We start from the raw sequence: 23189 nt of genomic DNA, 5'->3' as shown, positions 1-23189 counted from the left end.
GCAGCTGCCAGAGCCAGCCCTGGCCGACCGCTCAGTCGCTTGCCTGCAACGATCGTCGATGCGCACAGGGTGCGCGCGATCTGATTGACGTTACTGCCCGGCTGCCCGGCTGCCCGGCTGCCCGGCTGCCCGGCTTCGACTCGGCGCGCTATTATCAGGGCTTAGCGGAGGAGCATTCATGGCCGACAGCACGTTGCCTTCGATCGATGTCGACCGACTGCGGGTCGGCATGTTCGTGGTGCTGGATGTCGGCTGGCAGAACCATCCGTTCCCGTTCAACAGCTTCAAGCTGCGCACCGGCGAGCAGCTCAACGTGCTGCGTTCGCTGAATCTGGGCAAGGTTCGCTACGACCCCGATCGCAGCGATGTCGCGCCGCTGCCGCCAAGCAGCGGCCGGCCGGAAGGCAGCCCGCTGCGAGCCGAATCGGTGGCCGATATCGAGCCGGCAAAGGACAGCGTGGCCGCCGAGCCGGTATGGCGCGACCTGCTTGCTGAGCAAGCAGCTTCGTTGCAGCGCTGCGAGGTGCGTTATCAGGATGCTGTCGACAGCTACCGGCTGCTGTCGAAGAAGCTGATGAGCGAGCCCGGTCTGGCACGGGAAGCTGCCGACAAGGTGGTCAGCGGTATGCTCGATGAAGTGCGCGTCGATCATGAGGTCAGTCTGCGCGTGCTGTCGGATAACCTGGGCGAACACGGCAGCAGCCACTCGGTCAACGTGGCTGTCCTCTGCGTGCTGCTGGCCCAGGCCTGTGATTTTGGTGATAGCGCCATGTCCGATGTGGTGCGCGCGGCGCTGTTGCACGATATCGGCAAGCAGCGCCTGCCGAGTTTCCTGCAGCGTGAAACGCCGGCGCTGAACGATTTTGAGCGCAAGACGCATCGTCGACACGTGGAGTTCAGCGTCGAGGCTGCTCGTCATCTCGGGGCGCCGCTGGCCACGGTGCGAGCCATCGAAGAGCATCATGAAGCGATGGATGGCAGCGGCTATCCATTCGGATTGCGTGGCGAACAGATATCGCCGGCCGGGCGCCTGCTGGCCCTGATCAACCGATACGAGAATCTGGTCAGCCCGGGCGACAAGGACCCCGGCATGACGCCGCACGATGCGCTGGCCTACATGTATGCCCGCGAAAGGCAACGATTCGATCCGCGCATCATGGCCCTGTTTGTCAAGATGATGGGCGTGTACCCGCCTGGCAGTCTGGTGGAACTCAGTGATCAGCGCTTGGCGATTGTGGTGTCGGCCTTGCCCGGCGCTGCCTTGTCGCCGCGGGTGATGATCGTCGAAGATCCAAAGAGCACCGAGCATGGACTGGCCGTCGATCTTAACGAGCAGGTCAACCTTCGTGTCGTGCGTAGTCTGAAGGCAGATGAGCTGGATTCCGACTGGGCGCGGCTGGTTCGGCGCACCAGTCGCGGCGGCTACTACATCGATGCGGTGCACAGCGCTGCCGCGAGCGCGTGAGTACAGCGCCCTCTGAACGGCCGGCGGCGCTGTTTGTGCACGGTGCGGGCGCTGGAGGTTGGGAGTGGGCGATCTGGGCCGAGGTGTTTGGCGCGCACGGCTACGCCTGCCGTGCGCCGGATTTGCATCCGCGGCCTATGGGCCTGGCCTCTACCGGCTTCGGGGACTATCTGGATCAGCTCGACGACTGGATCCTTGGCTGCTCCGGGCCGCAGGTGGTGGTGGCCGCCAGCCTGGGCGCGCTGTTGACCCTGTGCTGGTTGCAGCGGGCAGAGGCCATTGCTGTCCAGCGAATCAGTCGTCTGGTCCTGCTGAATCCGCATCCGGCACTGCCCGAAGCTGAACGAATGCCGCCGCCGCGCTTCAGTGAAAACGGCGTGATCCCCTGGGGACAGCGCAGTCGACTGCAGGTCAATGGCGCTGTCGGCGCCGATGAGGTCAGCGCGCTGCGTGCATTCCGCGGTTGGCGCGATGAGTCGGCCTGCGTACTGGCCGAGGCGCGTCAGCAACGCCTTGATGTGCCGATACAAGTGCCCTGTTTGTGGCTGGCCAGTCAGGACGATGAGGATGTCCCGGTCAGCTTGACCGAGTCTCTGGCCAAGCGCCTTGGCGGCGAGTCAATGCGCCTGCAGGCCGATCACATCAGCCCCCTGATTGGTCGGGGCGCGGCCCGGACGGCGGGCCTGGTGCTCAGTTGGCTGTCGACGGGCTGAACACGCTGATCGGATTCAGAACCAATTAAGTCGCTGATTCCTAGCGTAGTTTCCACGCGGCGCCACTTGCCGTGTCAGGAGATGCAAATGAACCGTTCGATGCTGACTGTTGCGCTTATCGCTGGCCTTGCGGGCGTTGCCGCCGCCGGTTCAGTACAGGCAGAACATCGTGATCTACGCGGTTATCAGGCGCCGGCCTATGAGTATGCTGAAGTACTCGAGGTCGATCCGATCATCACCCGCGTGCAACGCCCGGTGCAGCGCGATCAATGCTGGCGTGAGCCGGTGACCTACCGCGAGCCGGTACGGACAGCCGATACCCGCCGCTATCGTGCCCCGGCCGTGCTCGGCGCCATTGTCGGCGGCGTGATCGGCAATCAGTTCGGCAATGGCCGCGGTCGCGATGCCGCCACCGCCGCCGGTGCATTGCTGGGCTACCACGCAGTGCGCGACGGTCAGCGCAGCCACCAATACGCGGGTTATCGCGAAGTGACTCGCTACGAGGAGCGTTGCGCCACCCAGACCGAATACTTCGAGGACGAGCGGGTTACCGGATATGACGTGACCTATCGCTACAACGGCCAGATCTACCGTACCGTGACCGACTTCCATCCCGGTGATCGACTCCGTGTACAGGTTGACGTTCGACCAGCTCCGTGAGGCGGTAGGGATCGAGCGAAAGCAAAAGGGCGCCCTGGCGCCCTTTTCTTTTTCGCTATCCGGGCTAGCCTCGGCAAAGCGTGTCGTTTGGTTCCCGCGCCGAGCGAGCACCCTTCGGCTGTGCCGGGGGCGCGTTAACCCAGGTCCGGTTCCAGTTCGCCGATGGCCCCGGCGCGAATTTGCTTAGAATCACGAGCCCTGGCTGGCGCCTAGCGTCTTCACTTCGGTTTTGTCATGCTGCGCTGCAACGTGGCCGGTCGAGGCCGTTCGGTAAACAGGAATGAACGCATACAGCGCAGTCACCGCGCCGCCTTGGGTTGTGCTCAAGTTTGGCGGCACCAGTGTTTCCACCCGTGCTCGTTGGGACCAGATCGGTGCCCGCATCAAAGAGCGCCGGAACGAGGGAAAACGGGTGCTGGTGGTGGTGTCGGCCTTGTCCGGCGTTACCAATGCGCTGACCGCGATTGCCGATTGCGTCGATCCCGATGCGCGTCAGCTGCAAGCCGAAGGTTTGCGCGAACGCCATCTGCGCTTTGCCGCCGAGCTGGAGCTCGATGGCCCTGCAGTACTTAACGATTTGTTGGATCGACTGGCGGCGTTGGCGGGCGACTCGCGGGCGATCGACGACGATGCGGGGCGGTTGCTGTGGCAGGCCGAGTTGCTGGGGATGGGCGAACTATTGTCGAGCCGGCTCGGCAGCGCTTACCTGTCACGTACCGGCGAGCCGCTGCGCTGGTGCGATGCGCGTGACTGGCTGCGGGCGCGCAGCTTTCCGCATCAGAGTGCATGGGCCAAACGGCTTTCGGTGAATTGTTCAATCGATAGCGATGCCGAATGGCGGCAGCGCTTCGCTGAACAGGGCGATTGTCTGATCACCCAGGGTTTTATCGCGCGCGATGCCGAGGGGCAGGCCTGCATTCTCGGCCGCGGCGGTTCAGACACCTCGGCGGCCTACTTCGGTGCCTTGCTCAATGCCGACCGGGTCGAAATCTGGACTGATGTGCCGGGCATGTTCAGTGCCAATCCGCGCGCAGTACCACAGGCTCGGCTGCTGGCCCGGCTGGATTTTGCCGAAGCGCAGGAAATCGCCACCACCGGCGCCAAGGTGTTGCATCCGCGCTGTATCGGCCCGTGTCGCGATGCTGGCGTGCCGCTGTGGATCCGCGACACCGAGAATCCGCAGCTCACCGGCACCGTGATCGATGATTCTGCGGTGACCTTGCCGGGTGTTAAAGCAATCAGCTCGCGCAAGGGCATCGTGCTGGTGTCGATGGAATCGATCGGCATGTGGCAGCAGGTCGGCTTCCTGGCCGATGTGTTCGCCATCTTCAAGCAGCACGGCCTATCAATCGACTTGATCGGCTCGGCCGAGACCAATGTCACGGTCTCGCTCGACCCCAGCGACAACCTGGTCAATTCGAATGTGCTCGATGCGCTGTGTCGCGATCTGGAACCGATCTGCCGGGTCAAGGTGATTGCGCCGACCGCCGCCATCACCCTGGTCGGCCGTGGCATGCGCTCCCTGCTGCATCGACTGTCCAGCGTGCTGGCCAGCTTCGGTCGCGAGCGCGTGCATCTGATCTCGCAGAGCTCGAACGATCTCAACCTCACCTTTGTCGTCGACGAGGCATTGGAAGCCGGGCTGTTGCCGCATTTACATGAACTGCTGGTGCATTCTGGCGCCATGCCGATCGGCGAGGAGCGGGTGTTCGGGCCAAGTTGGCGGCAGTTGAAGCAGCCGACGCCGGCGCCGGCCAAACCCTGGTGGCGGGCGCGGGCGCAACGGCTGCTCGATCAGCATGCCGGCGAAACGCCGCGTTATGTGTACCACCTGCCAACGGTGCGCCAACGGGCCGAAGAATTGCGCGCCATCGAGGCGATCGATCGACGTTTTTATGCCATCAAGGCCAATCCCCATCCGCGCATCCTGGCTGAGTTGGAGCGGCTGGGCTACGGCTTTGAGTGCGTTTCCCTGGGCGAGCTGCAGCACGTGCAACAGGCGCTGCCCGAGCTCGCCGCCGACCGGCTGCTATTTACTCCGAGTTTCGCTCCGGTGGCCGAGTATCAGGCAGCGCTGCAGCTTGGCGCCTTTGTCACGATCGACAATATCGAATTGCTGCAGCGCTGGCCGGAGGTGTTTCGTGCTCAGCGTCTGCTGCTGCGCATCGACCCCGGCTTTGGCCAGGGCCATCACGAGAAAGTGCGCACCGGTGGGCGTGAAGCCAAGTTCGGCCTGACCATGGAAGACCTGCCCGGCCTGCTCGATGCGGCGCAGGCGCTGGGCATCCAGATCATCGGTCTGCACGCCCATATCGGCAGCGGCATCACCGAAGCGGCACACTGGCGCGAGGTTTATGCACGCCTGGCCAGCATCGCCGATAGCATCGGCAGCGTTGAATTCGTTGACGTCGGCGGTGGCCTGGGCGTGGCCTATGAGCCGGGTGCCGATCCGTTCGATCTCGAAGGCTACGCCGCCGCGCTTGCCGAGCTGAAACAGAACTGGCCGCACTATCAGCTGTGGGTCGAGCCGGGGCGCTATCTGGTGGCCGAGTCGGGCGCGTTGCTGGCGACCGTCACCCAGGTGGTGAGCAAGGCCGGGGTCAGAAGGGTAGGCATCGACGCAGGAATGCATACACTGTTGCGCCCCGCGCTGTACGGCGCCTGGCATTGGGTACAGAACCTGAGTCGTTTGGACGAGGCAGTGGATGGCGAGGTCGACGTGGTGGGGCCGATTTGTGAGACCGGTGATGTGCTGGCGCGGCGGCGACGTCTGCCTGCCGCCACTGTACCCGGTGATTGCCTGTTGATTGCCCACGCCGGGGCGTACGGCGCGGTGATGGCCAGCCGCTACAACCTGCGTGAGCTGCCGATTGAGGACGTGTTGGATGACTGAGTGGCAATTCGAGCGCGATCAGGTCGAGTGCTTCCGTTTTGTGCGCTCGGGCATCGATCCGCACAGCGGAGAGATCGCGTTGGTCTATGCCTTCGATCAGGGCCCCGAACTGGTCGAGCGGCTGCGTCTGCCCGGCGCGCCGTTTCAGTGGAGCGAGCTGCAGCGTCTGGCAGTGGAGCGCTCTGTTCAGCTGCTGCATTGGCTGGCCGGAGTGAGCTACTACAAGGCCGCCGTGCCCAAACAGATCCAGATCGAATCGGGCGAGATGGATCAGCACACGGCGGATTTTCTGCAGCAGGTCTATGAGTCGGGCCTGGGCGAGTTCGCTTATCGCAATGGCCTGAATCTGCATGGGCAGATCCGTTTCCGGCCCAATGCCGAAGTCCTGGCCGAGGCGCCGGCGCTGCAACTGCAGGATAAGGCCCTGACGGCGATCGGCGGCGGCAAGGATTCGCTGGTCAGCGTCGAGACCCTGCGCGCGGCCGGCGTTGAACAGACCCTGGCCTGGGTGGGGCAGGCGCCGCTGATTCGTTCCTGCGCCGAGCGTACCGAGCTGCCGACCCTGCAGATCGAACGTCAGCTGGCGCCGCAGTTGTTCGAGTTCAATCGACGTGGCGCCTACAACGGCCATATTCCGGTGACCGCCATCAACTCCGCCATGCTGACCGTGGCTGCGCTGGCCTCGGGCAAACGCTGGGTGGTGTTCTCCAATGAGCGCTCGGCCAGTTATGGCAGCCTGATTGCCGGTACTGGCGAGGTCAATCATCAGTGGTCGAAGGGCTGGAGTTTCGAGCAGGCCTTTGCCGCCGAGGCCAGGCGACGCCTGGCGGCGGATCTCGAATACTTCAGTTTATTGCGGCCACTATCAGAACTGGCGGTGGCCCGGCAGTTCGCGCGAACCGATCGTTATGATGGGCATTTCTCCAGCTGTAACCGCAACTTTCATATCCTCGGCGAACGCCCGGCCAGCCGCTGGTGCGGGGTCTGCCCCAAGTGCCGTTTCGTGTTCCTGGCCCTGGCGCCGTTTGTATCCAAGCCCCGTCTGGTCGGCATCTTCGGTCGAAACCTGCTGGATGAGCCGGAGCAGGTAGCCGGTTTCGATGCACTGATGGAGTATCAGGATCACAAGCCGTTCGAATGCGTGGGTGAAGGGCGTGAATCGCGCGCTGCGATGGCGGCCTTGGTCGAGTCAGCGGTGTGGCGCGAAGATGCCCTGGTGGCGCGATTCCGGCGCGAGATTCTGCCCAAGCTCGATTCGGCCGAGTCGGATATGTCGGCCCTGCTGCAACCCAGCACTGAACACGGCATTCCGGCGCAGATCTGGAGCCGGGTGGATGCGCGTTTCCGGACTTGAAGATCAACGCGTCGCCCTGTGGGGCTTCGGTCGCGAAGGCCGTGCCAGCTGGCGCGCGCTGCGAGCACAGTTTCCGACCAAAGCGCTGAGCCTGTTTTGCCCGCGAGCCGAGCATTTCGCCGCCGACGAGCTACGCGATGCGCATCTGCAGGTCTGGGATGAGCCGACGCTGGAACGGCTGGTCGAGTTCGACTGGGTGATCAAGTCGCCCGGCATCAGCGCTTATCACCCTGTTTGTCTGCAGGCTCGGGAGCGCGGTGTGCACGTCACCAGCGGCACCGGGCTGTGGTTTGCCGAGCAGCTGCCCGGCATCAAGCTTTGCGTGACCGGTAGCAAGGGCAAGAGCTCGACCACCGCCCTGATCGCCCACGTGCTGCGCCAGCGCGGCGTGCTGGTCGGCCTGGCCGGCAATATCGGCCTGCCCTTGCTCGAGCTGCTGAACCCGCCCTTGATGCCAGCCGTGTGGGCGATCGAGCTGTCCAGCTATCAGACCGGCGACGCCGTGCGGCCCGATGTCGCACTGGTGCTGAATCTGTATGCCGAGCACCTCGATTGGCACGGCAATGAGCAGCGCTATATCGAGGACAAGCTGAAGCTGATCACTCAGGCGCAGCCGCGTATTGCCGTACTCAACTGGCAGGATCAGCGCCTGCGTCTCGCCGCTGAACAGATCGATCCAGCGATCACCGAGGTGCGCTGGTTCGGTCGCGAAGACGGCTGGCATCTGCGCGATGACGCGGTATGTCAGCGCGCGCAGCCTATGCTGCCAATCGATCGGCTACCGATCGCCGGCACCCACAATGCTGCCAATCTATGCGCGGCCATGGCGGTGATCGAGGCCGCCGGCTTGCAGCAGCCCCGGCTGATCGATACAGCTTGCAGTTTCACCGCCTTGCCACATCGCCTGCAGATCATCGGCGCGAGCAATGGGGTTCGATTCGTCGATGACTCGATTGCCACCACGCCGCACGCCAGCATAGCCGCCTTGCGCTGCTTTGCCGGCCAGCCGGTCGCCATCCTGGTCGGCGGCTATGACCGCGGCCTCGATTGGACGCCGTTCGTCGAATACCTGCAGCAACAGCCAGTGCTGCGGGTGATCTGTCGCGGCGCCAACGGCCCGCGCATCGCCGCCCAGCTGCGTCAAGCCTTGCCGAATCTCGATGTATTGCAAACCCAGGATCTGCAAGCCGCGGTGGGGCAGGCTCGCGCCGCCCTGCCGGGTGGTGGTGTTGTCCTGCTATCACCCGGCGCGCCGAGCTTTCCCGAGTTCAAGGACTACACCGCACGCGGCGCCGCATTTGCAGCCGCGGCGGGGTTTGCGGCGGAGGCCAGAGCGATTGGGGGGTTGGGGATTGCTTGAGTGGGTGTCGAGATGAGTCCGATTGGGTCGGCTTCGATTTGGCCCTGGTACGTCTGCTTCGCCCGACCCTCACCCCCGGCCCCTACCCAGGAACCTCGCTATGCGAGGCCCCTGGGCAGGCAAAGATCGGCTCCCTAACCCCGCCCCGGCCCTCCCCGAACATTGGGGAGGGAGTTCCGGGCGCCAGCCGGCGCGTGTTGTCAGTGCGCATCGGTCTAGCCAGGAACCTCGCTATGCGAGGCCACTGGGCAGGCAAAGATCGGCTCCCTAACCCCACCCCGGCCCTCCCCGAACATCGGGGAGGGAGTTCCGGGCGCCAGCCGGCGCGCGTTGTCAGTGCGCATCGGTCTAGCCAGGAACCTCGCTGTGCGAGGCCCCTGGGCAGGCAAAGATCGGCTCCCTAACCCCACCCCGGCCCTCCCCGAGCATCGGGGAGGGAGTTCCGGGCGCCAGCCGGCGCGCGTTGTCAGTGCGCATCGATCTCTCCCGATGGGAGAGGGGAGTACTGCGTCAATCACCCTGTCCGAAAACGGCGAGTCCGCTGCCCTATTCCAGCCTAAGATGGCTGCATGGACATCTCGCACACCGCCACCGAACGCTGGTCTCGCGCACGCTTGGCGCGCGATGCGCGGTTTGATGGCATGTTCGTGGTGGCGGTCAAATCGACCGGCATCTACTGCCGGCCGGTGTGCCCGGCGCCGTTGGCGCGGGAGTCGAACGTGCGTTATTTCACCCAGGCCGCGGCGGCTGCTGCTGCTGGGTTTCGACCCTGTCTGCGTTGTCGTCCCGAGCGCGCGCCGGGCCTGCGCAGTTACGGCGAGCAGGCCTTCGATCTGGCGCTGAAGCGGGTCGGCGAAGGTTTTCTGGCCGAGCACTCGGTGGCTGAACTGGCCGAGCGGGTCGGGGTCAGCGACCGCCATCTGCGTCGTCAGTTTGAGCAGCAGATGGGCATCGGTCCGCTGGCCCTGCACGCCAATCAGCGCTTGTTGCTGGCCAAGCAGTTGCTGGCCGAAACCCGGTTGCCGGTCACCGAGGTGGCGCTGGCGGCCGGCTTTGCCAGTCTGCGCCGCTTTAACCAGGCGTTCCACGATGCCTGCGGCATGCCGCCCACCGCACTGCGCAAGCAGTCGGAGCAGATCTCGACCGCGCCGGAGCGGATCGAGTTGCTGCTCGGCTACCGGCCGCCGTTCGATTTCACTGCCCATTTGGAATTTCTTGCCGCACGGGCCCTGCCTGGGTTGGAATGGGTGGAAGGCGGTTGCTGGCGGCGACAGCTCGGCGCTGCAGCGCAACTCGATGTGGTGGACGTGCCCGAGCGCTGTGCCATTCGGGTCAGCCTGCAGGGTGTGAAAGCAGCGCGCATTCCCGACCTGTTGCGCCGCGTGCGGCGGGTGTTCGACGTCAATGCCGATCCGGCCTGCATTGCCGAGCAACTCGGCAGCGATCCGATACTGCAGCGTCTCCTGCAGGTTCAACCGGGGCTGCGTTTGCCCGGCATGTTCGATGGCTTTGAAGGGGCGGTGCGCGCCATCCTGGGGCAGCAGATCAGTGTGGCCGCCGCTCGAACCCTGGCCATCCGACTGATGACGCGCTGCGCCGAACAGTTCGCCGATGCCGAGGGATTTCCACGACCGGCCGAACTGGCCGAGCTGGATTTCGACGGCCTCGGCCTGACCTCGCAGCGGGTGAACAGTCTGCGCAGCCTGGGGCGTGCGGTGGCGGAGGGCAGTCTCGACCTGGAAGCACCGCAGCCCTTGTCGGATTGGCTGGCGCAGTGCCAGCAGGTGCCGGGCATCGGCCCGTGGACCGCCGCGTACATGGGCATGCGCGTTCTGCATCATCCCGATGCGTTTCCTGGCGGTGATCTGGTGGTGCGCAAGGCCATGGCGCGAGCGCTTTCGGCGTCGGCCATGCTGCCGAACGAGCGGCGGGTGCGGCAACATGCCGAGGCCTGGCGTCCGTGGCGGGCCTACGCCGTAATCCAGCTCTGGCGGGCGCAGAGCGAGTCCGCCAGTGCGAATAAGCCAAGCGTTAAGTCGAAAGGAGGGCAGCCGTGAATCATTCCTCAGCCGTAGCAAGTACCCGCTTGCCACCGCGCAAGGCGCATGCCGCAGGCAGGGTGCGGGCCGAACTGGAGACGCCGGTCGGCGAACTGATCCTGATCGCCGATGAGGTTGGATTGCGCGCGCTGCGTCTGCCGCAAGGACGGCCCTTGGCCAGCGATGCCGATATCCCGCGCGACCCGCGCCGGCTGCGCCCGTTCCTGACCCAGCTGCAGGCCTATTTTGCCGGCGAATTGCGCCAGTTCGATCTGCCCCTGTCGCCCACCGGCACCGATTTCCAGTGCGCGGTGTGGTGGGCGCTGGCCGAAATTCCCTATGGTGAAACCATGAGTTATTCCGCCATGGCGGCCAAGATCGGCCGACCCAGGGCGGTGCGCGCGGTGGGCGCGGCAAATGGCGCCAATCCCTTGCCGATCGTTCTGCCCTGTCATCGGGTCATCGGCCGCGACGGCTCGCTGACCGGTTTTGCTGGTGGGCTGGCCTGCAAGGCCTGGCTGCTGGCGCACGAGCGACGCCTGCGTGGGGAGCGGCAGGCGGATTTGTGGGGGTAGAGCGTCTTTCTTGTTGCCCCTCCACTGCGGCCGCCGATACACACATCATGGGCGCACGCTGCTCCCTCCGTGACGGCGTCTCGACGGCCTCGCTACAAATAGCTATGAGAAATGCAGGCTAGCAGCGGACGCCTTGCCGGTACGAGCCGAACGGCGTATGTTTTACTGCAGTAAAACAAGTCCATGGTCCCGCAATGAGTTGTACCGCTACCCTTCGTCGTTCAGGCGGCTCTGTCATTCTCTCGATCCCGAAAGCCATCGTCGACTCGCTAGCGGTCGATGCCGGTTCGGTTGTCGAGCTGTCACTCAATGGCCGCAGTTTGTCCGTCACGCCCGCTCGGCGCAGCTTGGCCGAACGTCTCGCGGAGAGTCCGAAGTCGCCGGCGGCGTGGCAGCGCGACGATGCCTGGCTTGAGGACTCACCAGCGGGGCGTGAATCCCTGTGAGCCGCGGCATTCCGCAGCGCGGTGACATCCTCGAACTAAGCCTGGACCCGACCCACGGTCGTGAGATTCGCGGCGCGCGCCCGGTATTGGTGCTGTCGGCCGATGCCTTCAACAAGGCGTCCGGATTGCTCCTGGTCGCGCCTATCACACAAGGTGGCGCGGCGGCGCGCGAAACCGGCTTCAGCGTGACGCTGATGGGCACCGGCACGCGCACGCAGGGCATCATCCTATGCGATCAAACCCGCACCGTCGACGCGCGAGCGCGAACCTTCAAGCGTGTTGAGAAGGCGCCTTCTTTGGTGGTTCAGGAGGCGCTCGAAGCGGTTCGGTCGATACTCGAATGACCCCTGTGGCGCTGCGAACGCCCGCCAGGGCGAACGGCGTTGTGGTGTATCTCTCTGTTAAGGGTCAATGGCGCCGTTCAACGGCGTAGCGAGCCAGGCCGCGCAGCGCGCGGCTATAGGGATTGTCGGGCATGCCCTCCAGCGCTAAGAGGGCGGCGGCGACATGGTCGCGAGCGCGCTGCATGGCGTAGTCGATGCTGCCGGCGGCTTGGATGGCGGCGAGTACGTCCGGAAAGGCGTCGGCATCGCCATTGGCGATGATCGTCTGCAACCGTTCGCGGGTGGCGGCGTCGCTGTGTTGCAGAGCGTGGATCAGGGGCAGGGTGGCCTTGCCTTCGGCCAGATCATCGCCGAGGTTCTTGCCCAGGGTGTCGGCATCGGAGACGTAGTCGAGCACGTCATCGGCGATCTGAAAGGCAAAGCCGAGTTGTAGGCCGTACTCCTGCATGGCGGCTTCGGTGGCCGGATCGGCATCGGCCAGCACGGCGCCGAGCCGGGTGGCGGCAGCGAACAGCACCGCCGTCTTGCGCTCGATTACCCGCAGATAGGCCGCTTCATCGGTATCAGGGTTGTGTACGTGCAACAGCTGCAGCACTTCGCCTTCGGCGATCGCATTGGTGGTGTCGGCCAGAATCTGCATGACCGCCATGCGTTCCAGCTCGACCATCAGCTGAAAACTGCGCGAGTAGAGGAAATCGCCGACCAGCACGCTGGCAGCATTGCCCCAAACGGCATTGGCTGTGCTGCGGCCGCGCCGCAGGTCGGATTCGTCGACCACATCGTCGTGCAGCAGGGTGGCGGTATGGATGAACTCGACCACTGCTGCCAATTGATGCTGCTGGTTACCCTCATAGCCCAGCGATCGTGCGGCCAACAGCAGCAGCATCGGGCGCAGGCGTTTGCCGCCAGCGGCGATGATGTGTTCGGCAACCTGATTGATCAACACCACATCCGAGGCCAATCGGGCACGGATCAATGCGTCCACGGCCTGCATGTCAGGGCCAGCAAGTGCCTGAATTTCAAGCAATGTGGGGAGATTGGATGGGGTGGGGGCAAGAGAAGCGCTCATGGGCGCCGGATTATACGGGCCCTGTGTGCTGGATTCGGCAAAATCCTACAGAATCGAGCGCCGAAGTCTGACGGATTCCCGGCTGGCTCTATACTAGGCTGCTTTGAACGGCCGCTCCGGCCGCAGCTTTCGTCAAAGAGGATCAAGCATGGCGCGTGGAATCAATAAGGTCATTCTCGTCGGCAACCTGGGGGCCGATCCGGAAACCCGCTACACAGCCGGCGGCAGCGCGATCACTTCGATCCGCATCGCCACCTCAGAGAGCTGGCGCGACAAGCAGAGCGGTGAAATGCAGGAGCGCACCGAGTGGCATCGCATCAAGTTCTTCGGCCGCCTCGCCGAAATCGCCGGTGAGTACCTGCGCAAGGGCTCCCAGGTCTACGTCGAGGGCAGTCTGCGCACCGACAAATACACCGACAAGGAAGGCGTCGAGCGCTATACCACCGACATCATCGCCAACGAGATGCAGATGCTGGGCGGTCGCGGTGAGGGCGGCGGTGGCGGCGGCGCTGGCAGCCGCAGCAGTGAAGGTGGCGGCCGCGGTAACTACGGTGGTGGCGGTGGCGGAGATCGCGGCGGCGACCGTGGCGGCTACGGTGGTCAGCGTGGCGGTGGTGCCGGCGGTGCCGGTGGCGGCCAGCGTTCGGCGCCGCCGCAGGAGCCGGATTTCAACGACGACGATATTCCGTTCTAAAAGCTACCGCTAGTCATGCTGTTGCGTCTTGCGCTGAAACCCTTGTTTGGTAGTAAGAATATGTCGTCTTCTCTTGGGCGCTCCGCGTTCGTGTTGTGTGCACTGGCCGTATTGGTCGAGTCTGCCAGTGCGCAGGTATTCAAGTGCGCCGGTCAAGATGGGCGTGTGGTTTATCAACAGACTGCCTGTGCGGCCGATCAGGCGGGTGGCGAGCACGATGTGCGCGTCGCACCGCCTTCTGATCCGGACGCCGCTCGTAGGGCGAAGCAAGATGCGCAGTTGCGCGAACGCAATCACGCGTACTGGCTGAGCCTGCAGCAAATCGAAGCGCTGCCTGAGCGGGAAACGGTGCCGTCGGCCGCACCTGCACGGAAGAGGAACGAAGAACGAATCATGCGTTGTGAGGGCGCAGGACAGGTCTGGTACAGCGCCACCCGAGAATGCCACGACGCTGAGCGGATCGATACGAAAGATGGATACCTGAAAGACGTTCAGTACCGCCATGGTAGGTCGGTCAGTGTGACTCAGGCCTGTGAAGAGATTCGTTCCGGAGCAGCGTCACTTCAGATCGACACGTATCAGCGCAATCAGGGCATGGATCCTTGTAAGTGACCCGCGTGCCTCGTTGATTGATTTTGGTGAATTGCATTGACTAGTTTGAAACTGATTCCAGTGATTCTGTCCGGCGGCGCCGGCACCCGTCTGTGGCCGGCTTCGCGTCAAGGCTATCCGAAGCCCTTTATGCGCTTGGGCGACGGTCAGTCGCTGCTGCAGCGCACCTTGCAGCGCGCGCTGAAAGTGGCCAATGCCGACGAGGTGATGACGGTTACCGGTGCCGACTACTATTTTCTGACCCGCGATGAGTATCAGCGCGAAGCGGCTGCCGCCAGTATTGGCCAGCGATTTCTGCTTGAGCCGGCGGGACGCAATACCGCGCCGGCGATCGTGCTGGCGGCCTTGGATATTGCCCAGAGGCATGGCGCCGAGGCGCAACTGCTGGTGTTGCCGGCCGATCATCTGGTCGCCGATCTGGATAGCTTTGCCGCCGATGTGGCGGTGGCCTGCGAGCTGGCGGCGGCCGGTCATCTGGTGACCTTCGGCATTCGGCCGACCCATCCGGAAACCGGCTTTGGTTATATTGAGGCCGGTGCCGCGGTGGGCAATGCGGGTGGGCGCGAGATCAAGGCCTTTGTCGAGAAGCCTGATCGGGTGACAGCCGAGCAGTACCTTGCCAGCGGCCACTATTTCTGGAACGCCGGCATGTTCTGCTTCGCTGCCGGTGCCCTGATTGAAGCGGCGGCCAAGGTGTGCCCGAATGTGCTGGGGGCAGCGCAGGCGGTGATGGAAGCCGCCGATCTACAGGCCGAGCCGCTGAAGTTCGAGCGTGAGCGCTTTATCGCTCAGCCGGATATTTCGATCGACTACGCGGTGATGGAAAAGGCGGCGAAACGAGCCGTGGTGCCGGCGCGTTTCGACTGGAGTGACATCGGCTCGTGGAAGGCGGTCAGCGAACTTGGCGAGCCCGATCCGCAAGGCAACCGGGTGCGCGGTCAAAGCATCCTGGTTGAATCGGTGAACTGCTACGTCGATGCTGGCGATCGCGTGGTCGCTGCGGTGGGCGTGCAGGATCTGGTCATCGTCGACTCCGGCGATGCGGTGCTGGTGGCCGATCGCGAGCAGGCCCAGGCCGTGCGCGCGGTGGTCGATCACCTGAAGCGCCACAAGCACAGCGCGGCCCAGCATCACCTCACCGTATATCGGCCCTGGGGCAGCTACACCGTGCTGGAGGATGCCGACGACTGCAAGGTCAAGCGACTGACCGTGAAGCCGGGTGGCATTCTGTCGCTGCAGAAGCATTCGCGGCGCAGCGAGCACTGGACGGTGGTGAATGGCACTGCCAAGGTGCGGGTCGGCGATCAGGAATTCCTGCTCGAACGCAATCAGAGCACCTACATTCCGACCGAGACCCTGCATCGGCTGGAGAATCCCACCGATAAGGATGTGCATCTGATCGAGGTGCAATGCGGCGATTACTTCGGCGAGGACGATATCGTGCGACTGGAGGATGTGTACGGGCGGAAGTAGGGGCATCGGCCAGGTTCATGCAGCAACGTGTGGTTAGCGTAGGAAGGGTGGGTCATAGGCCCACCGCGCATCGCGTAGGGTGGGCGTGCCGCCCCCGTCGCCAGCTCAGCCCATGACGGGCGATTCGGCGCTGCGGGGTGCGTGCAGGCGATACTGGTCGGGGTCGATATCGCCTAGCCTGAGCGCCAGCCTCATCAGGCTCACCAAGTCCTGAGCATTGTGTTCCACCACCCGGTTGAGCTGGGTGGCGTCAGCGCGTTGCAGCCAGCGTCGAAAAGCGGCCGGGGCTTCGCTACCGGGCAGGTCGTCGTTGCGCACGATCGATAGCAGTTGCCGTTCGACGGTTTGTAGTCGGCAATCGGCCCACAAGCCGCGGTAGCGTCGTCGCACCAGGTGCAGCAGGTCGGTGTGCGGCAACTCGCGGCTGGGGTCAGGCAGGCGATGCAGGCAAAAGCGGGTACGCAGCAGGGGCAGGTCGTAGCTCTTGCCGTTGTAGCTCAGCAGATGATGCTGTGCGCACAGGTATTGCCCAAACGCTTGCAGCATTGCGACTTCTCCGCTCAGGCCACTGAGCAGCCACTGCCTGAGACATAGTTCGTTCTGCTCGATGAAGGCGATGCCAACCAGAAAGGCGCGGGTGCCGGTGCCGCCGGCGAGCCCTGTGGTTTCGGTGTCGATGGCCAAGAGATGACGCGGATCGATTGCCTGCTCGCGGTGTTGAAAGCGCAGCTCGGTCGGGATCTCGGCCAAAGGATGGCGCATTTCGATCAGATGCAGGCCGGCGGCAATCGGTTGCCCAAGCAGGGCGATCTTGGGTGCATCCGCGTCGGGCGAAGACAGTAGCAGGCGGCGCTGCAGATGCGATCGACTTAGCCAGTCGATCAGTTGGTGGTGGTGTTGCGGGACTGCGGTTGAGGCAAAGTGTTCATGGGGTGCGTTTTGGACGCGCCGATCGGCGTATGAGGATTGCCCGGTCGTCAGGTGTGCATGGCCAAACGATGGTGCGTCCGAGACGCACCGCATGGGGTCAGCATTGTTGTTCGCGCTTTGCCGCAACGCCCGCAGGCGTTCCAGCGTCTTGGCGGCTGTGGCGGTAGCGCTCACCGATTGATCAGCGCGCTAAGCACGCGTGCCGCCAGTTGCTTCTGGCTGTGCGTGGCAGGGGCAGCGAGTACCGGGCCGACACAGGCCGGGCAGCCGTAGCGGCACTGGCAGTGTTCCACCACCGCCAGCGCGCGCTGCAGTAGTTCGGCAGAGCGCTCGAACAATGCTTCGCTGAGCCCGATGCCGCCTGGGTAGTTATCGTACAGATATACCGTTGGCTGAAAACGCTGCGCCTGTTGATCAGTGGCATAGGTTCCCTCACTACCACGCCAGCGTGGCCCGACGAAGGCGTCTCGTTCGGCGCTGAACTCACCATCGCCGCTGCCCACCGAGGACTGCAGGTCGCGTGCCTCGGCCATGACCGCCACCGTGGCCACCAGATGCAGCACGTGGGCGGCGGCGAGAAAGCCGTCCAGCGCATCCTGGCGGCTGTCGAACACCTGATCTAGCAGTTCCGCCGGCAAGCGCCACCAGGCCGCGGTGCTATGCATCTCCTGGTCGGGTAGGGTGATCGGCCCATAGCCGATGTTTTCGTGTGTGTAGTAGCGGATCTTCTTGTAGCCCGGCACCCGGCGCACCACATGCACTTCGCCATGGGCGACATGGCCCTGGCCGCTTGCATTCTGATCAAACCGTTCCAGCGGTTTGAGTCGGGTGTAGTCGATCGCATCGGTGTAGTAGTCGACCGCGGTGCGGGTGACAAAGGCCTTGCGGCCGGTCCAGTCCAGCTGTTCGACCTGGAACGGCTGCGACTGCACCATATAGATGGCACCCTCGTACAAGGTCATGGCGGCGCTGGAATAGTCGACTTCGGCAATGATGGTCTGGCGACCATCGGTGCGATCGACGACGACGAAATTGCCGTCGGCCACCGCGCGCAGCGATACCGCATTGGCCGGGTAGCTGTCGGCGATCCATTCAAAGCGGCCGTTCTCGGGGTGCACCACACCGGATTCGGCCAGCAGTTGTAGATAGGGCAGTGGATCGACATCGGCAAAGCGTTCGCCCTGCTGAAACGGCAGCTCGAAGGCGGCGCAGCGGATGTGATCAAGCAGGATCAACGGCTGATTTTCGGCAATCCGCGCCTGTTCGGGGGAACTGCTGGCGAAGTCTTCTGGATGCTGGATCAGGTACTGGTCCAGCGCTTCGCTGCTGGCGACCAGTACCCCCAGTGCCGGCTGCTGGCGTCGGCCGGCGCGACCCAGACGCTGCCAGGTGGCGGCGATGGAGCCGGGATAGCCGTTCAGGATCACTACATCGAGCGCGCCTATGTCGACACCCAGTTCCAGCGCCGAGGTGCCGACCAGACCGTCGATCTCACCGCGTCGCATCGCGCGCTCGGTCTGGCGGCGCTCATTCGGCAGGTAGCCGCCGCGGTAGGCGCGAATGCGTTCGGGCTTGCGCGGATCATGGTCGAAGACGTCCTTCAGATACTTGGTCAGCACTTCAACCATCAGTCGCGACTGAGCGAAGATCAGGCATTTCAGGCCGGCACGGATGGCGGCGCGGGCGATCCGCGTGCTTTGCGAACGGGCAGAGGCGCGAATGCCGAGATCGGCATTGACCACCGGCGGGTTCCATAACAGTACGGTGCGTGGACCGAGCGGGGCACCGCTGCGCTCAATCAAGTGCACGGGGCGGCCGATAAGTGCTTCGGCGTGAGCCTGTGCATTGCCGATGGTGGCCGAGGCCATGATGAATTGCGGATCACTGCCGTAGAAGCGGCAAATGCGCTGCAGCCGGCGCAGCAGGTTGGCCAGATGCGAACCAAACACGCCGCGGTAGCTATGGATCTCGTCGATCACCACATAACGCAGGGTTTCAAACAACTGGGCCCACTTGGTGTGGTGCGGCAGGATGCCCTGATGCAGCATGTCCGGATTACTGATCACGATGTCGCCGGACAGGCGGATGGCACGGCGGGCATCGGCCGGTGTATCGCCGTCGAAGGTGTGCACGCGCAGGCCGAGCTCGCCAGCCTTGTTCAGTTCCAGCAGTTCGGCCAGCTGGTCCTGGGCCAGCGCCTTGGTCGGAAACAGGTACAGGGCGCGGGCGCTGCCCTGCATGGCGGCACTCACCACCGGCAAGGTGTAACAGAGTGTTTTGCCGGAAGCGGTGGGGGTGGCAATGACCAGATGCTCACCACGTTGGCTGGAGGCCCAGGCTTCGCCCTGATGGCTGTACAGGCGCTCGATGCCGCGCGACTGCAGCGCCTGGCGCAGCGCTGACGGCAGGTCGGCCGGCAGCGCTGCGTACTCCGCTGTCTGGGCCGGGCGATCGATGCAGCCGGTGACGCGCACGGCATAGCGCTGCTGCAGCTTTTCGGCCAGACGGCTGGCGTCAGCCCTCACCCTGACGGCACGTTGCGTTGAGTCGCTGCGTTTCCAGGGCAACTGGCCAGATTCTGCAGGCGCGGCCAGGGCGGGCGAATGAGGAGCCGGCGTTGGGATTTGTTCGGCGAACAAGGGAGCGAGTTGGGCGTTCATGGTGGCCGATACGGGGAGGATGCCCGCTATCGCACGCGCGCGCCGTCGCAGATCCTGAGACTGCGGCTGCTGTGGGGCACCTTGGGGTGGCGGTGTTCCCGAGCAGGTCTTTCTGGCCACCAAGGACGCGGCCTTGCGACGATTGCCATTCAGGCAGCGGCTGGCCGTCGGAGCAGTTCAGCCGGACAATAGGCCTTCCTGTCGATGTCCGGAGAACGCTGTGAGTGCAGCCCCTCGTTTCCATCTTGCCTTTCCGGTCGATGATCTGGAGGCGGCGCGTGGTTTCTACGCCGGGGTGCTGGGGTGCGGCGTGGGACGCGAAGCGCACGATTGGATCGACTTCGATCTTGGCGGTCACCAGATTGTGGCGCACAAGGTGTCGGCAGATAGCTTCGCGCAGTTGCGGGCCAGCAATCCGGTCGATGGTAAACAGGTGCCGGCCTTTCATTTTGGCCTGGTACTGGATTGGGATGCCTTCGAACCGATGGCAGAACGGCTGCGTCAAGCCGGTGTGGCGTTCGTGATCGAACCCTATCTGCGTTTCGAGGGCCGGGTCGGTGAGCAGGCCACGATGTTTGTTCGCGACCCGTCCGGCAACTGTCTGGAGTTCAAGGCGTTTCGCGATATCAGCAAGCTATTCTCGCGCGATCTGGATGCATACCCTTAATATAGGGTGCGCCTTGGCGCACCGATGAGCATTGGGCTCATGGCGAAGCTTGATGTTGCGACGGTGCGGTAAACCGCACCCTATCCATGATCGTGCGGTAGACCGCACCCTATGTTGGGTCCTGCCAGGGCAATCGATCGAGATCGAGATTGCCGCCGCTCAGAATCACGCCGACCTTCTTGCCTCGAAACCGATCGCGGTACTTGAACAGGGTGGCCAGGGTGATGGCGGCCGAGGCCTCAATCACTAGTTTGAGCTGCTCGAACACTTTGCGCATGGCGTGTACTGTCTCGCTGTCGTCGACCAACAGAATCTCGGCGCGATGCGATCGCAGCAGATCGAAGGTCATCGGGCCCAATTCGGCGCGCAGGCCATCGCAAATGGTGTGCGCGATGCGCCCGGTGATGCGTTGGCCGCTGGCCAGCGAGTCAAACGCATCGCGTGCGCCGCTCGGTTCCGCGCCGATGATTCTGATGTCCGGGTTGTGCGCATGCGCTGCCAGTGCCGCTCCGCTAAGCAGGCCACCGCCGGAGATCGGCGCAATGACAGTGTCGAGCTGTGGCTGGTCCTGCAACAGTTCGGCGGTCGCGGTGGCCTGGCCGGCGATGACTCTGGCATCGTTGAATGGCAGCACCAGACTGGCGCCGGTCGACTCAAGCTCGGCCTCGGTGGCGGCATCGCGTGCAGCTTGATGGGTATCGCAATCGACGATGCGCGCACCCCAATAGGCGATCGCATCGCGCTTCATTCTGGGTGCGCTGCGCGGCACCACCACGGTCGCCGGTATGCCGCGCAGGCGGCAGGCCAGGGCCACCGCTGCACCGTGATTGCCGGAGGACTGAGTCAATACCCCGCGTCGGGCGGCAGCGTCGCTGAGCGAGAACACCGCATTGCAGGCGCCGCGAAACTTGAATGCGCCGGCGCGCTGCAGGTTTTCACACTTGAACCAGAGGTTGCAGTCGAGCTGCTCGTCGAGCACTGCCGAGCGCAACACCGGCGTGCGTTCGGCATACGGCGCAATGCGCGCGGCGGCCTGTTCGATGTCGGCCAGGCTGGGTGGGTCGCGAAAGGGGGATGTGGTCATGGCGCGGTCTTTGGCTTGCGATCATCACGGCAAGCGTAGCGGATTGCCTCGTCCATGCTGAGAGGGGGCGAAAACAGAAAGCCCTGATACTCATCGACGCCGATCTCGCGCAGCAGTTCCCATTGAATCTGTTGCTCGACGCCTTCGGCGACGGTGCGCATACCCAGGGCGCGACACAGATCGGCGATGCCGCGTGTTAGCGCAACACCGCGCGGGCTTTCGCCGACGCCGCTGACAAAGCTCTTGTCGATCTTGACCTTGTCGAACGGCAGGTCACGCAGGTAGCTCAGCGAGGAAAAGCCCGTGCCGAAATCATCCAGGGCGGTACGAAAGCCGCGTTGGCGCAGGGCGCCGAGCAGGGTCTTGGCGCGCTCGACGTTGTCCAGCAAGGCCGATTCGGTGACTTCGATCTCAAGCCAGCTGGGGTCGATGCCTTCGATGGCGCAGCTCTCGATCAGGGCTTGCTCCAGGATCGGGTCAATCAATTGCCGTGACGACAGATTCACCGCCACCGGCAACGGGTTGCCGGCATTGTGCAGGCCGCGGATCAGGTGAGTGGCGGCCAGCATGGCCTCCCGACCCAGGGCTGAAATGACGCCGATCTCTTCGGCCAACGGAATGAAGTAAGCCGGCGAGACAGCGCCGAAAGCTTCGGTATGCCAGCGAATCAGCAGTTCGAATCCGGTCGGTTGGCCCGACGGGTCGACCTTCGGCTGGGCGGCGAACTCAAATCGGCCGCGGTCGGCGTCCTGGCGCAGCAGATTGACCAAGGTGAGGCGGCGCAGGCTGTCCTCGTCGAACTGATCGCGAAAGAACTCCCAGCCGCCGCGCTTGTTGCGCTTGGCGGCGTTCATGGCGGCATCGGCGCGGCGAATCAGGAGCTCGGCAGACAGTCCGTCTTCACCGGCGACCGCGATGCCGATGCTGGCGCCCAGGGTCATGGTGTGGTGTTCGACCAGCGTCTCGACCTTCAGTGCCTGCAACACGCGTTCGGCCATGCGCGCCGCTTCGGCCCGTGGCTCCCGGTGTTCAATCAGCAGCACGAACTCGTCGGCACCCCAGCGCCCGACCACGTGCGAACCGGGCACCAGTTCCCGCAGGCGCTCGGCGACACGCACCAGCAAGGCATCGCCGAAGTCGTGACCGAGCGCCTCGTTGGTGGCCTTGAATCCGTCGAGGTTGATGAACATAACTGCCAGTTCCGGCGGGTCGTTATGCGCCAGGCGGCGGCGCAGTTCGGCCTGCAAGGCAATGCGGTTGGGCAGGCTGGTTAGCCCATCGGAGTGAGCGAGCTTGTCCAAGGCCCGCGCCGATAGCTTTTGCGAGGTGATATCGCGCACGCTGATGGCATGAAACACCACCCCCTCACGGCGGCCCTGGCAAGGCACCAGACGTGCCTCAACAGTGAGCTTGTGCCCGCCCGCGGCCTTCATCTGCGTTTCGCCCTGCCATTCCTGTGGCTGCGCGCGCAGCAGCTGGTGGGCGACGTCGGGCAGCACGCCAGCGATGGAGCGTCCTGCCAGCTCTTCCGCCGAACAGCCGGTCATCGACTGGGCGGTGGCATTGCTGTCCACCACCATGCCGTTCTGATCGACGATCCAACGCGCTTGACTGCTATGGCTGAAGCACTGGGCCCGTAACTGCTGATGAAACGCCTGGCGGTGTTGCCGGCTGACGTCGCTGTGCGTTCCCAGCACCCGACAGGCGCGCCCATCACGGCCGCGCTCGGTAACCCGTCCGCGCAGGCGCAGCCATCGCCAGCGCATGCCATGCGCCAGGCGGAACGTGCAATCGATGCTATCGCTGCGCCCTTCGACCAGCCTGCCCCAGGATTCGCGCAGGCCGTACTGATCCTCGACATGTGAGTCGTCGATCAACTCGGACATCGCTCGGTCCTCGGTCGCCGTGTCGGCTGACGCGATAGCAGCGTGCAGACGAATCCGGTCGCCATCGGCCAGCCATTCCCAGAGTGCGACCTGCTCGACCTGCAGAACGGTCTGCAGGCAAAGCGCAAGCTCGGCCCGCGCTGAGTCGGGCGGCCCGGAGCACCGGTCTGTCCGCTCGGCAGAGCGGGGAATGTCTGGCTGGCTCATCGGATGCCTGCAGGTCGCAGTGGCCGTGATGGCAGTATGCGATGCCGGGCTGTGCCGT

Annotated in this window: 19 protein-coding genes; 14 read left to right on the top strand and 5 right to left on the bottom strand. The window is 64.2% G+C overall.

Going from position 1 to position 23189, the window contains the following annotated elements; genetic code table 11:
• Window positions 1-178 precede the first annotated feature (178 nt).
• The 10 genes from IFO71_RS10040 (at window position 179) to IFO71_RS09995 (ending at window position 11849) form a co-directional block, all read left to right on the top strand.
• Entirely contained in the window at window positions 179-1465 is a 1287-nt protein-coding gene (locus IFO71_RS10040) for an HD-GYP domain-containing protein (RefSeq protein ID WP_192029496.1), read from the top strand.
• Window positions 1462-2178: an alpha/beta fold hydrolase gene (locus IFO71_RS10035; protein ID WP_192029495.1), complete on the top strand. Its 717-nt coding sequence runs from the start codon at window positions 1462-1464 to the stop codon at window positions 2176-2178. Before IFO71_RS10040 ends, IFO71_RS10035 begins: the two co-directional genes overlap by 4 nt.
• Window positions 2179-2265: 87 nt before the next feature.
• Complete coding sequence (locus IFO71_RS10030; RefSeq protein WP_192029494.1) at window positions 2266-2838, top strand: glycine zipper 2TM domain-containing protein; 573 nt, start codon at window positions 2266-2268, stop codon at window positions 2836-2838.
• Between the two features lie 280 nt (window positions 2839-3118).
• Window positions 3119-5731: a bifunctional aspartate kinase/diaminopimelate decarboxylase gene (locus IFO71_RS10025; RefSeq protein WP_192029493.1), complete on the top strand. Its 2613-nt coding sequence runs from the start codon at window positions 3119-3121 to the stop codon at window positions 5729-5731.
• Window positions 5724-7085 (top strand): UDP-N-acetyl-alpha-D-muramoyl-L-alanyl-L-glutamate epimerase, encoded by a 1362-nt coding sequence (gene murL / locus IFO71_RS10020; RefSeq protein ID WP_192029492.1) that lies wholly within the window; start codon window positions 5724-5726, stop codon window positions 7083-7085. The genes IFO71_RS10025 and murL overlap by 8 nt, the downstream gene beginning before the upstream one ends.
• Window positions 7066-8445 (top strand): UDP-N-acetylmuramoyl-L-alanine--D-glutamate ligase, encoded by a 1380-nt coding sequence (murD, locus tag IFO71_RS10015; RefSeq protein WP_192029491.1) that lies wholly within the window; start codon window positions 7066-7068, stop codon window positions 8443-8445. Before murL ends, murD begins: the two co-directional genes overlap by 20 nt.
• 569 nt (window positions 8446-9014) lie before the next feature.
• On the top strand, window positions 9015-10502 hold the full coding sequence (locus tag IFO71_RS10010; protein WP_192029490.1) for a DNA-3-methyladenine glycosylase 2 family protein: 1488 nt from the start codon (window positions 9015-9017) through the stop codon (window positions 10500-10502).
• A 62-nt stretch (window positions 10503-10564) separates the two neighbouring features.
• Window positions 10565-11059, top strand: a complete 495-nt coding sequence (locus IFO71_RS10005; RefSeq protein ID WP_192029506.1) for a methylated-DNA--[protein]-cysteine S-methyltransferase — start codon at window positions 10565-10567, stop codon at window positions 11057-11059.
• Window positions 11060-11253: 194 nt separating this feature from the next.
• The gene (locus tag IFO71_RS22640; RefSeq protein ID WP_192029489.1) at window positions 11254-11505 is read left to right on the top strand and encodes an AbrB/MazE/SpoVT family DNA-binding domain-containing protein; all 252 of its coding nucleotides are present in this window, start codon (window positions 11254-11256) and stop codon (window positions 11503-11505) included.
• The gene (locus IFO71_RS09995) at window positions 11502-11849 is read left to right on the top strand and encodes a type II toxin-antitoxin system PemK/MazF family toxin (protein WP_192029488.1); all 348 of its coding nucleotides are present in this window, start codon (window positions 11502-11504) and stop codon (window positions 11847-11849) included. Before IFO71_RS22640 ends, IFO71_RS09995 begins: the two co-directional genes overlap by 4 nt.
• 64 nt (window positions 11850-11913) lie before the next feature.
• Here the strand turns inward: IFO71_RS09995 and IFO71_RS09990 are convergent, their stop codons facing one another.
• On the bottom strand, window positions 11914-12918 hold the full coding sequence (locus IFO71_RS09990) for a polyprenyl synthetase family protein (protein WP_192029487.1): 1005 nt from the start codon (window positions 12916-12918) through the stop codon (window positions 11914-11916).
• Between the two features lie 148 nt (window positions 12919-13066).
• Here IFO71_RS09990 and ssb point away from each other — a divergent pair, with 148 nt between their 5' ends.
• Genes ssb through IFO71_RS09975 form a run of 3 tightly spaced genes read left to right on the top strand, consistent with a single transcriptional unit; the run spans window position 13067 to window position 15697 of the window.
• Window positions 13067-13612 (top strand): single-stranded DNA-binding protein, encoded by a 546-nt coding sequence (gene ssb, locus IFO71_RS09985; RefSeq protein WP_192029486.1) that lies wholly within the window; start codon window positions 13067-13069, stop codon window positions 13610-13612.
• Window positions 13613-13627: 15 nt separating this feature from the next.
• A complete protein-coding gene (locus IFO71_RS09980) occupies window positions 13628-14224 on the top strand; it encodes a DUF4124 domain-containing protein (protein WP_192029485.1) in 597 nt (198 codons plus the stop codon).
• Between the two features lie 36 nt (window positions 14225-14260).
• Window positions 14261-15697, top strand: a complete 1437-nt coding sequence (locus IFO71_RS09975) for a mannose-1-phosphate guanylyltransferase/mannose-6-phosphate isomerase (protein WP_225444525.1) — start codon at window positions 14261-14263, stop codon at window positions 15695-15697.
• Between the two features lie 105 nt (window positions 15698-15802).
• Here IFO71_RS09975 and IFO71_RS09970 read toward each other — a convergent pair whose 3' ends face one another.
• Together IFO71_RS09970 and IFO71_RS09965 are read right to left on the bottom strand one after the other, a co-directional pair.
• Window positions 15803-16801, bottom strand: coding sequence for a ribonuclease H-like domain-containing protein (locus tag IFO71_RS09970; protein WP_192029484.1), 999 nt, complete (start codon window positions 16799-16801; stop codon window positions 15803-15805).
• Complete coding sequence (locus tag IFO71_RS09965; protein WP_225444532.1) at window positions 16798-19194, bottom strand: DEAD/DEAH box helicase; 2397 nt, start codon at window positions 19192-19194, stop codon at window positions 16798-16800. The genes IFO71_RS09970 and IFO71_RS09965 overlap by 4 nt, the downstream gene beginning before the upstream one ends.
• Before the next feature lie 313 nt (window positions 19195-19507).
• On the opposite strand from IFO71_RS09965, the gene IFO71_RS09960 reads away from it, so the two are divergent.
• Window positions 19508-19954, top strand: coding sequence for a VOC family protein (locus IFO71_RS09960; RefSeq protein ID WP_192029482.1), 447 nt, complete (start codon window positions 19508-19510; stop codon window positions 19952-19954).
• Window positions 19955-20063: 109 nt separating this feature from the next.
• On the opposite strand, the gene IFO71_RS09955 is transcribed toward IFO71_RS09960, so the two are convergent.
• Window positions 20064-21038, bottom strand: a complete 975-nt coding sequence (locus IFO71_RS09955; RefSeq protein ID WP_192029481.1) for a threonine ammonia-lyase — start codon at window positions 21036-21038, stop codon at window positions 20064-20066.
• Window positions 21035-23131: a putative bifunctional diguanylate cyclase/phosphodiesterase gene (locus IFO71_RS09950; RefSeq protein ID WP_192029480.1), complete on the bottom strand. Its 2097-nt coding sequence runs from the start codon at window positions 23129-23131 to the stop codon at window positions 21035-21037. Before IFO71_RS09950 ends, IFO71_RS09955 begins: the two co-directional genes overlap by 4 nt.
• Window positions 23132-23189: the final 58 nt, after the last annotated feature.

This window comes from Pseudomarimonas arenosa (assembly GCF_014841215.1).
Taxonomy (GTDB): Bacteria; Pseudomonadota; Gammaproteobacteria; order Xanthomonadales; family Xanthomonadaceae; genus Pseudomarimonas; species Pseudomarimonas arenosa.
This window is presented reverse-complemented; position numbering and strand designations above follow the sequence as displayed.

Bases quoted from the DNA above. Each gene is read 5' to 3' on its own strand.
- ssb (WP_192029486.1), top strand. From the start codon at position 13,067: ATGGCGCGTGGAATCAATAAGGTCATTCTCGTCGGCAACCTGGGGGCC.
- IFO71_RS10010 (WP_192029490.1), top strand. From the start codon at position 9,015: ATGGACATCTCGCACACCGCCACCGAACGCTGGTCTCGCGCACGCTTG.
- murL (WP_192029492.1), top strand. From the start codon at position 5,724: ATGACTGAGTGGCAATTCGAGCGCGATCAGGTCGAGTGCTTCCGTTTT.
- IFO71_RS09955 (WP_192029481.1), bottom strand. From the start codon at position 21,038: ATGACCACATCCCCCTTTCGCGACCCACCCAGCCTGGCCGACATCGAA.
- IFO71_RS22640 (WP_192029489.1), top strand. From the start codon at position 11,254: ATGAGTTGTACCGCTACCCTTCGTCGTTCAGGCGGCTCTGTCATTCTC.
- IFO71_RS10030 (WP_192029494.1), top strand. From the start codon at position 2,266: ATGAACCGTTCGATGCTGACTGTTGCGCTTATCGCTGGCCTTGCGGGC.
- IFO71_RS09980 (WP_192029485.1), top strand. From the start codon at position 13,628: ATGCTGTTGCGTCTTGCGCTGAAACCCTTGTTTGGTAGTAAGAATATG.
- IFO71_RS10040 (WP_192029496.1), top strand. From the start codon at position 179: ATGGCCGACAGCACGTTGCCTTCGATCGATGTCGACCGACTGCGGGTC.
- IFO71_RS10025 (WP_192029493.1), top strand. From the start codon at position 3,119: ATGAACGCATACAGCGCAGTCACCGCGCCGCCTTGGGTTGTGCTCAAG.
- IFO71_RS09990 (WP_192029487.1), bottom strand. From the start codon at position 12,918: ATGAGCGCTTCTCTTGCCCCCACCCCATCCAATCTCCCCACATTGCTT.
- IFO71_RS09950 (WP_192029480.1), bottom strand. From the start codon at position 23,131: ATGAGCCAGCCAGACATTCCCCGCTCTGCCGAGCGGACAGACCGGTGC.
- murD (WP_192029491.1), top strand. From the start codon at position 7,066: ATGCGCGTTTCCGGACTTGAAGATCAACGCGTCGCCCTGTGGGGCTTC.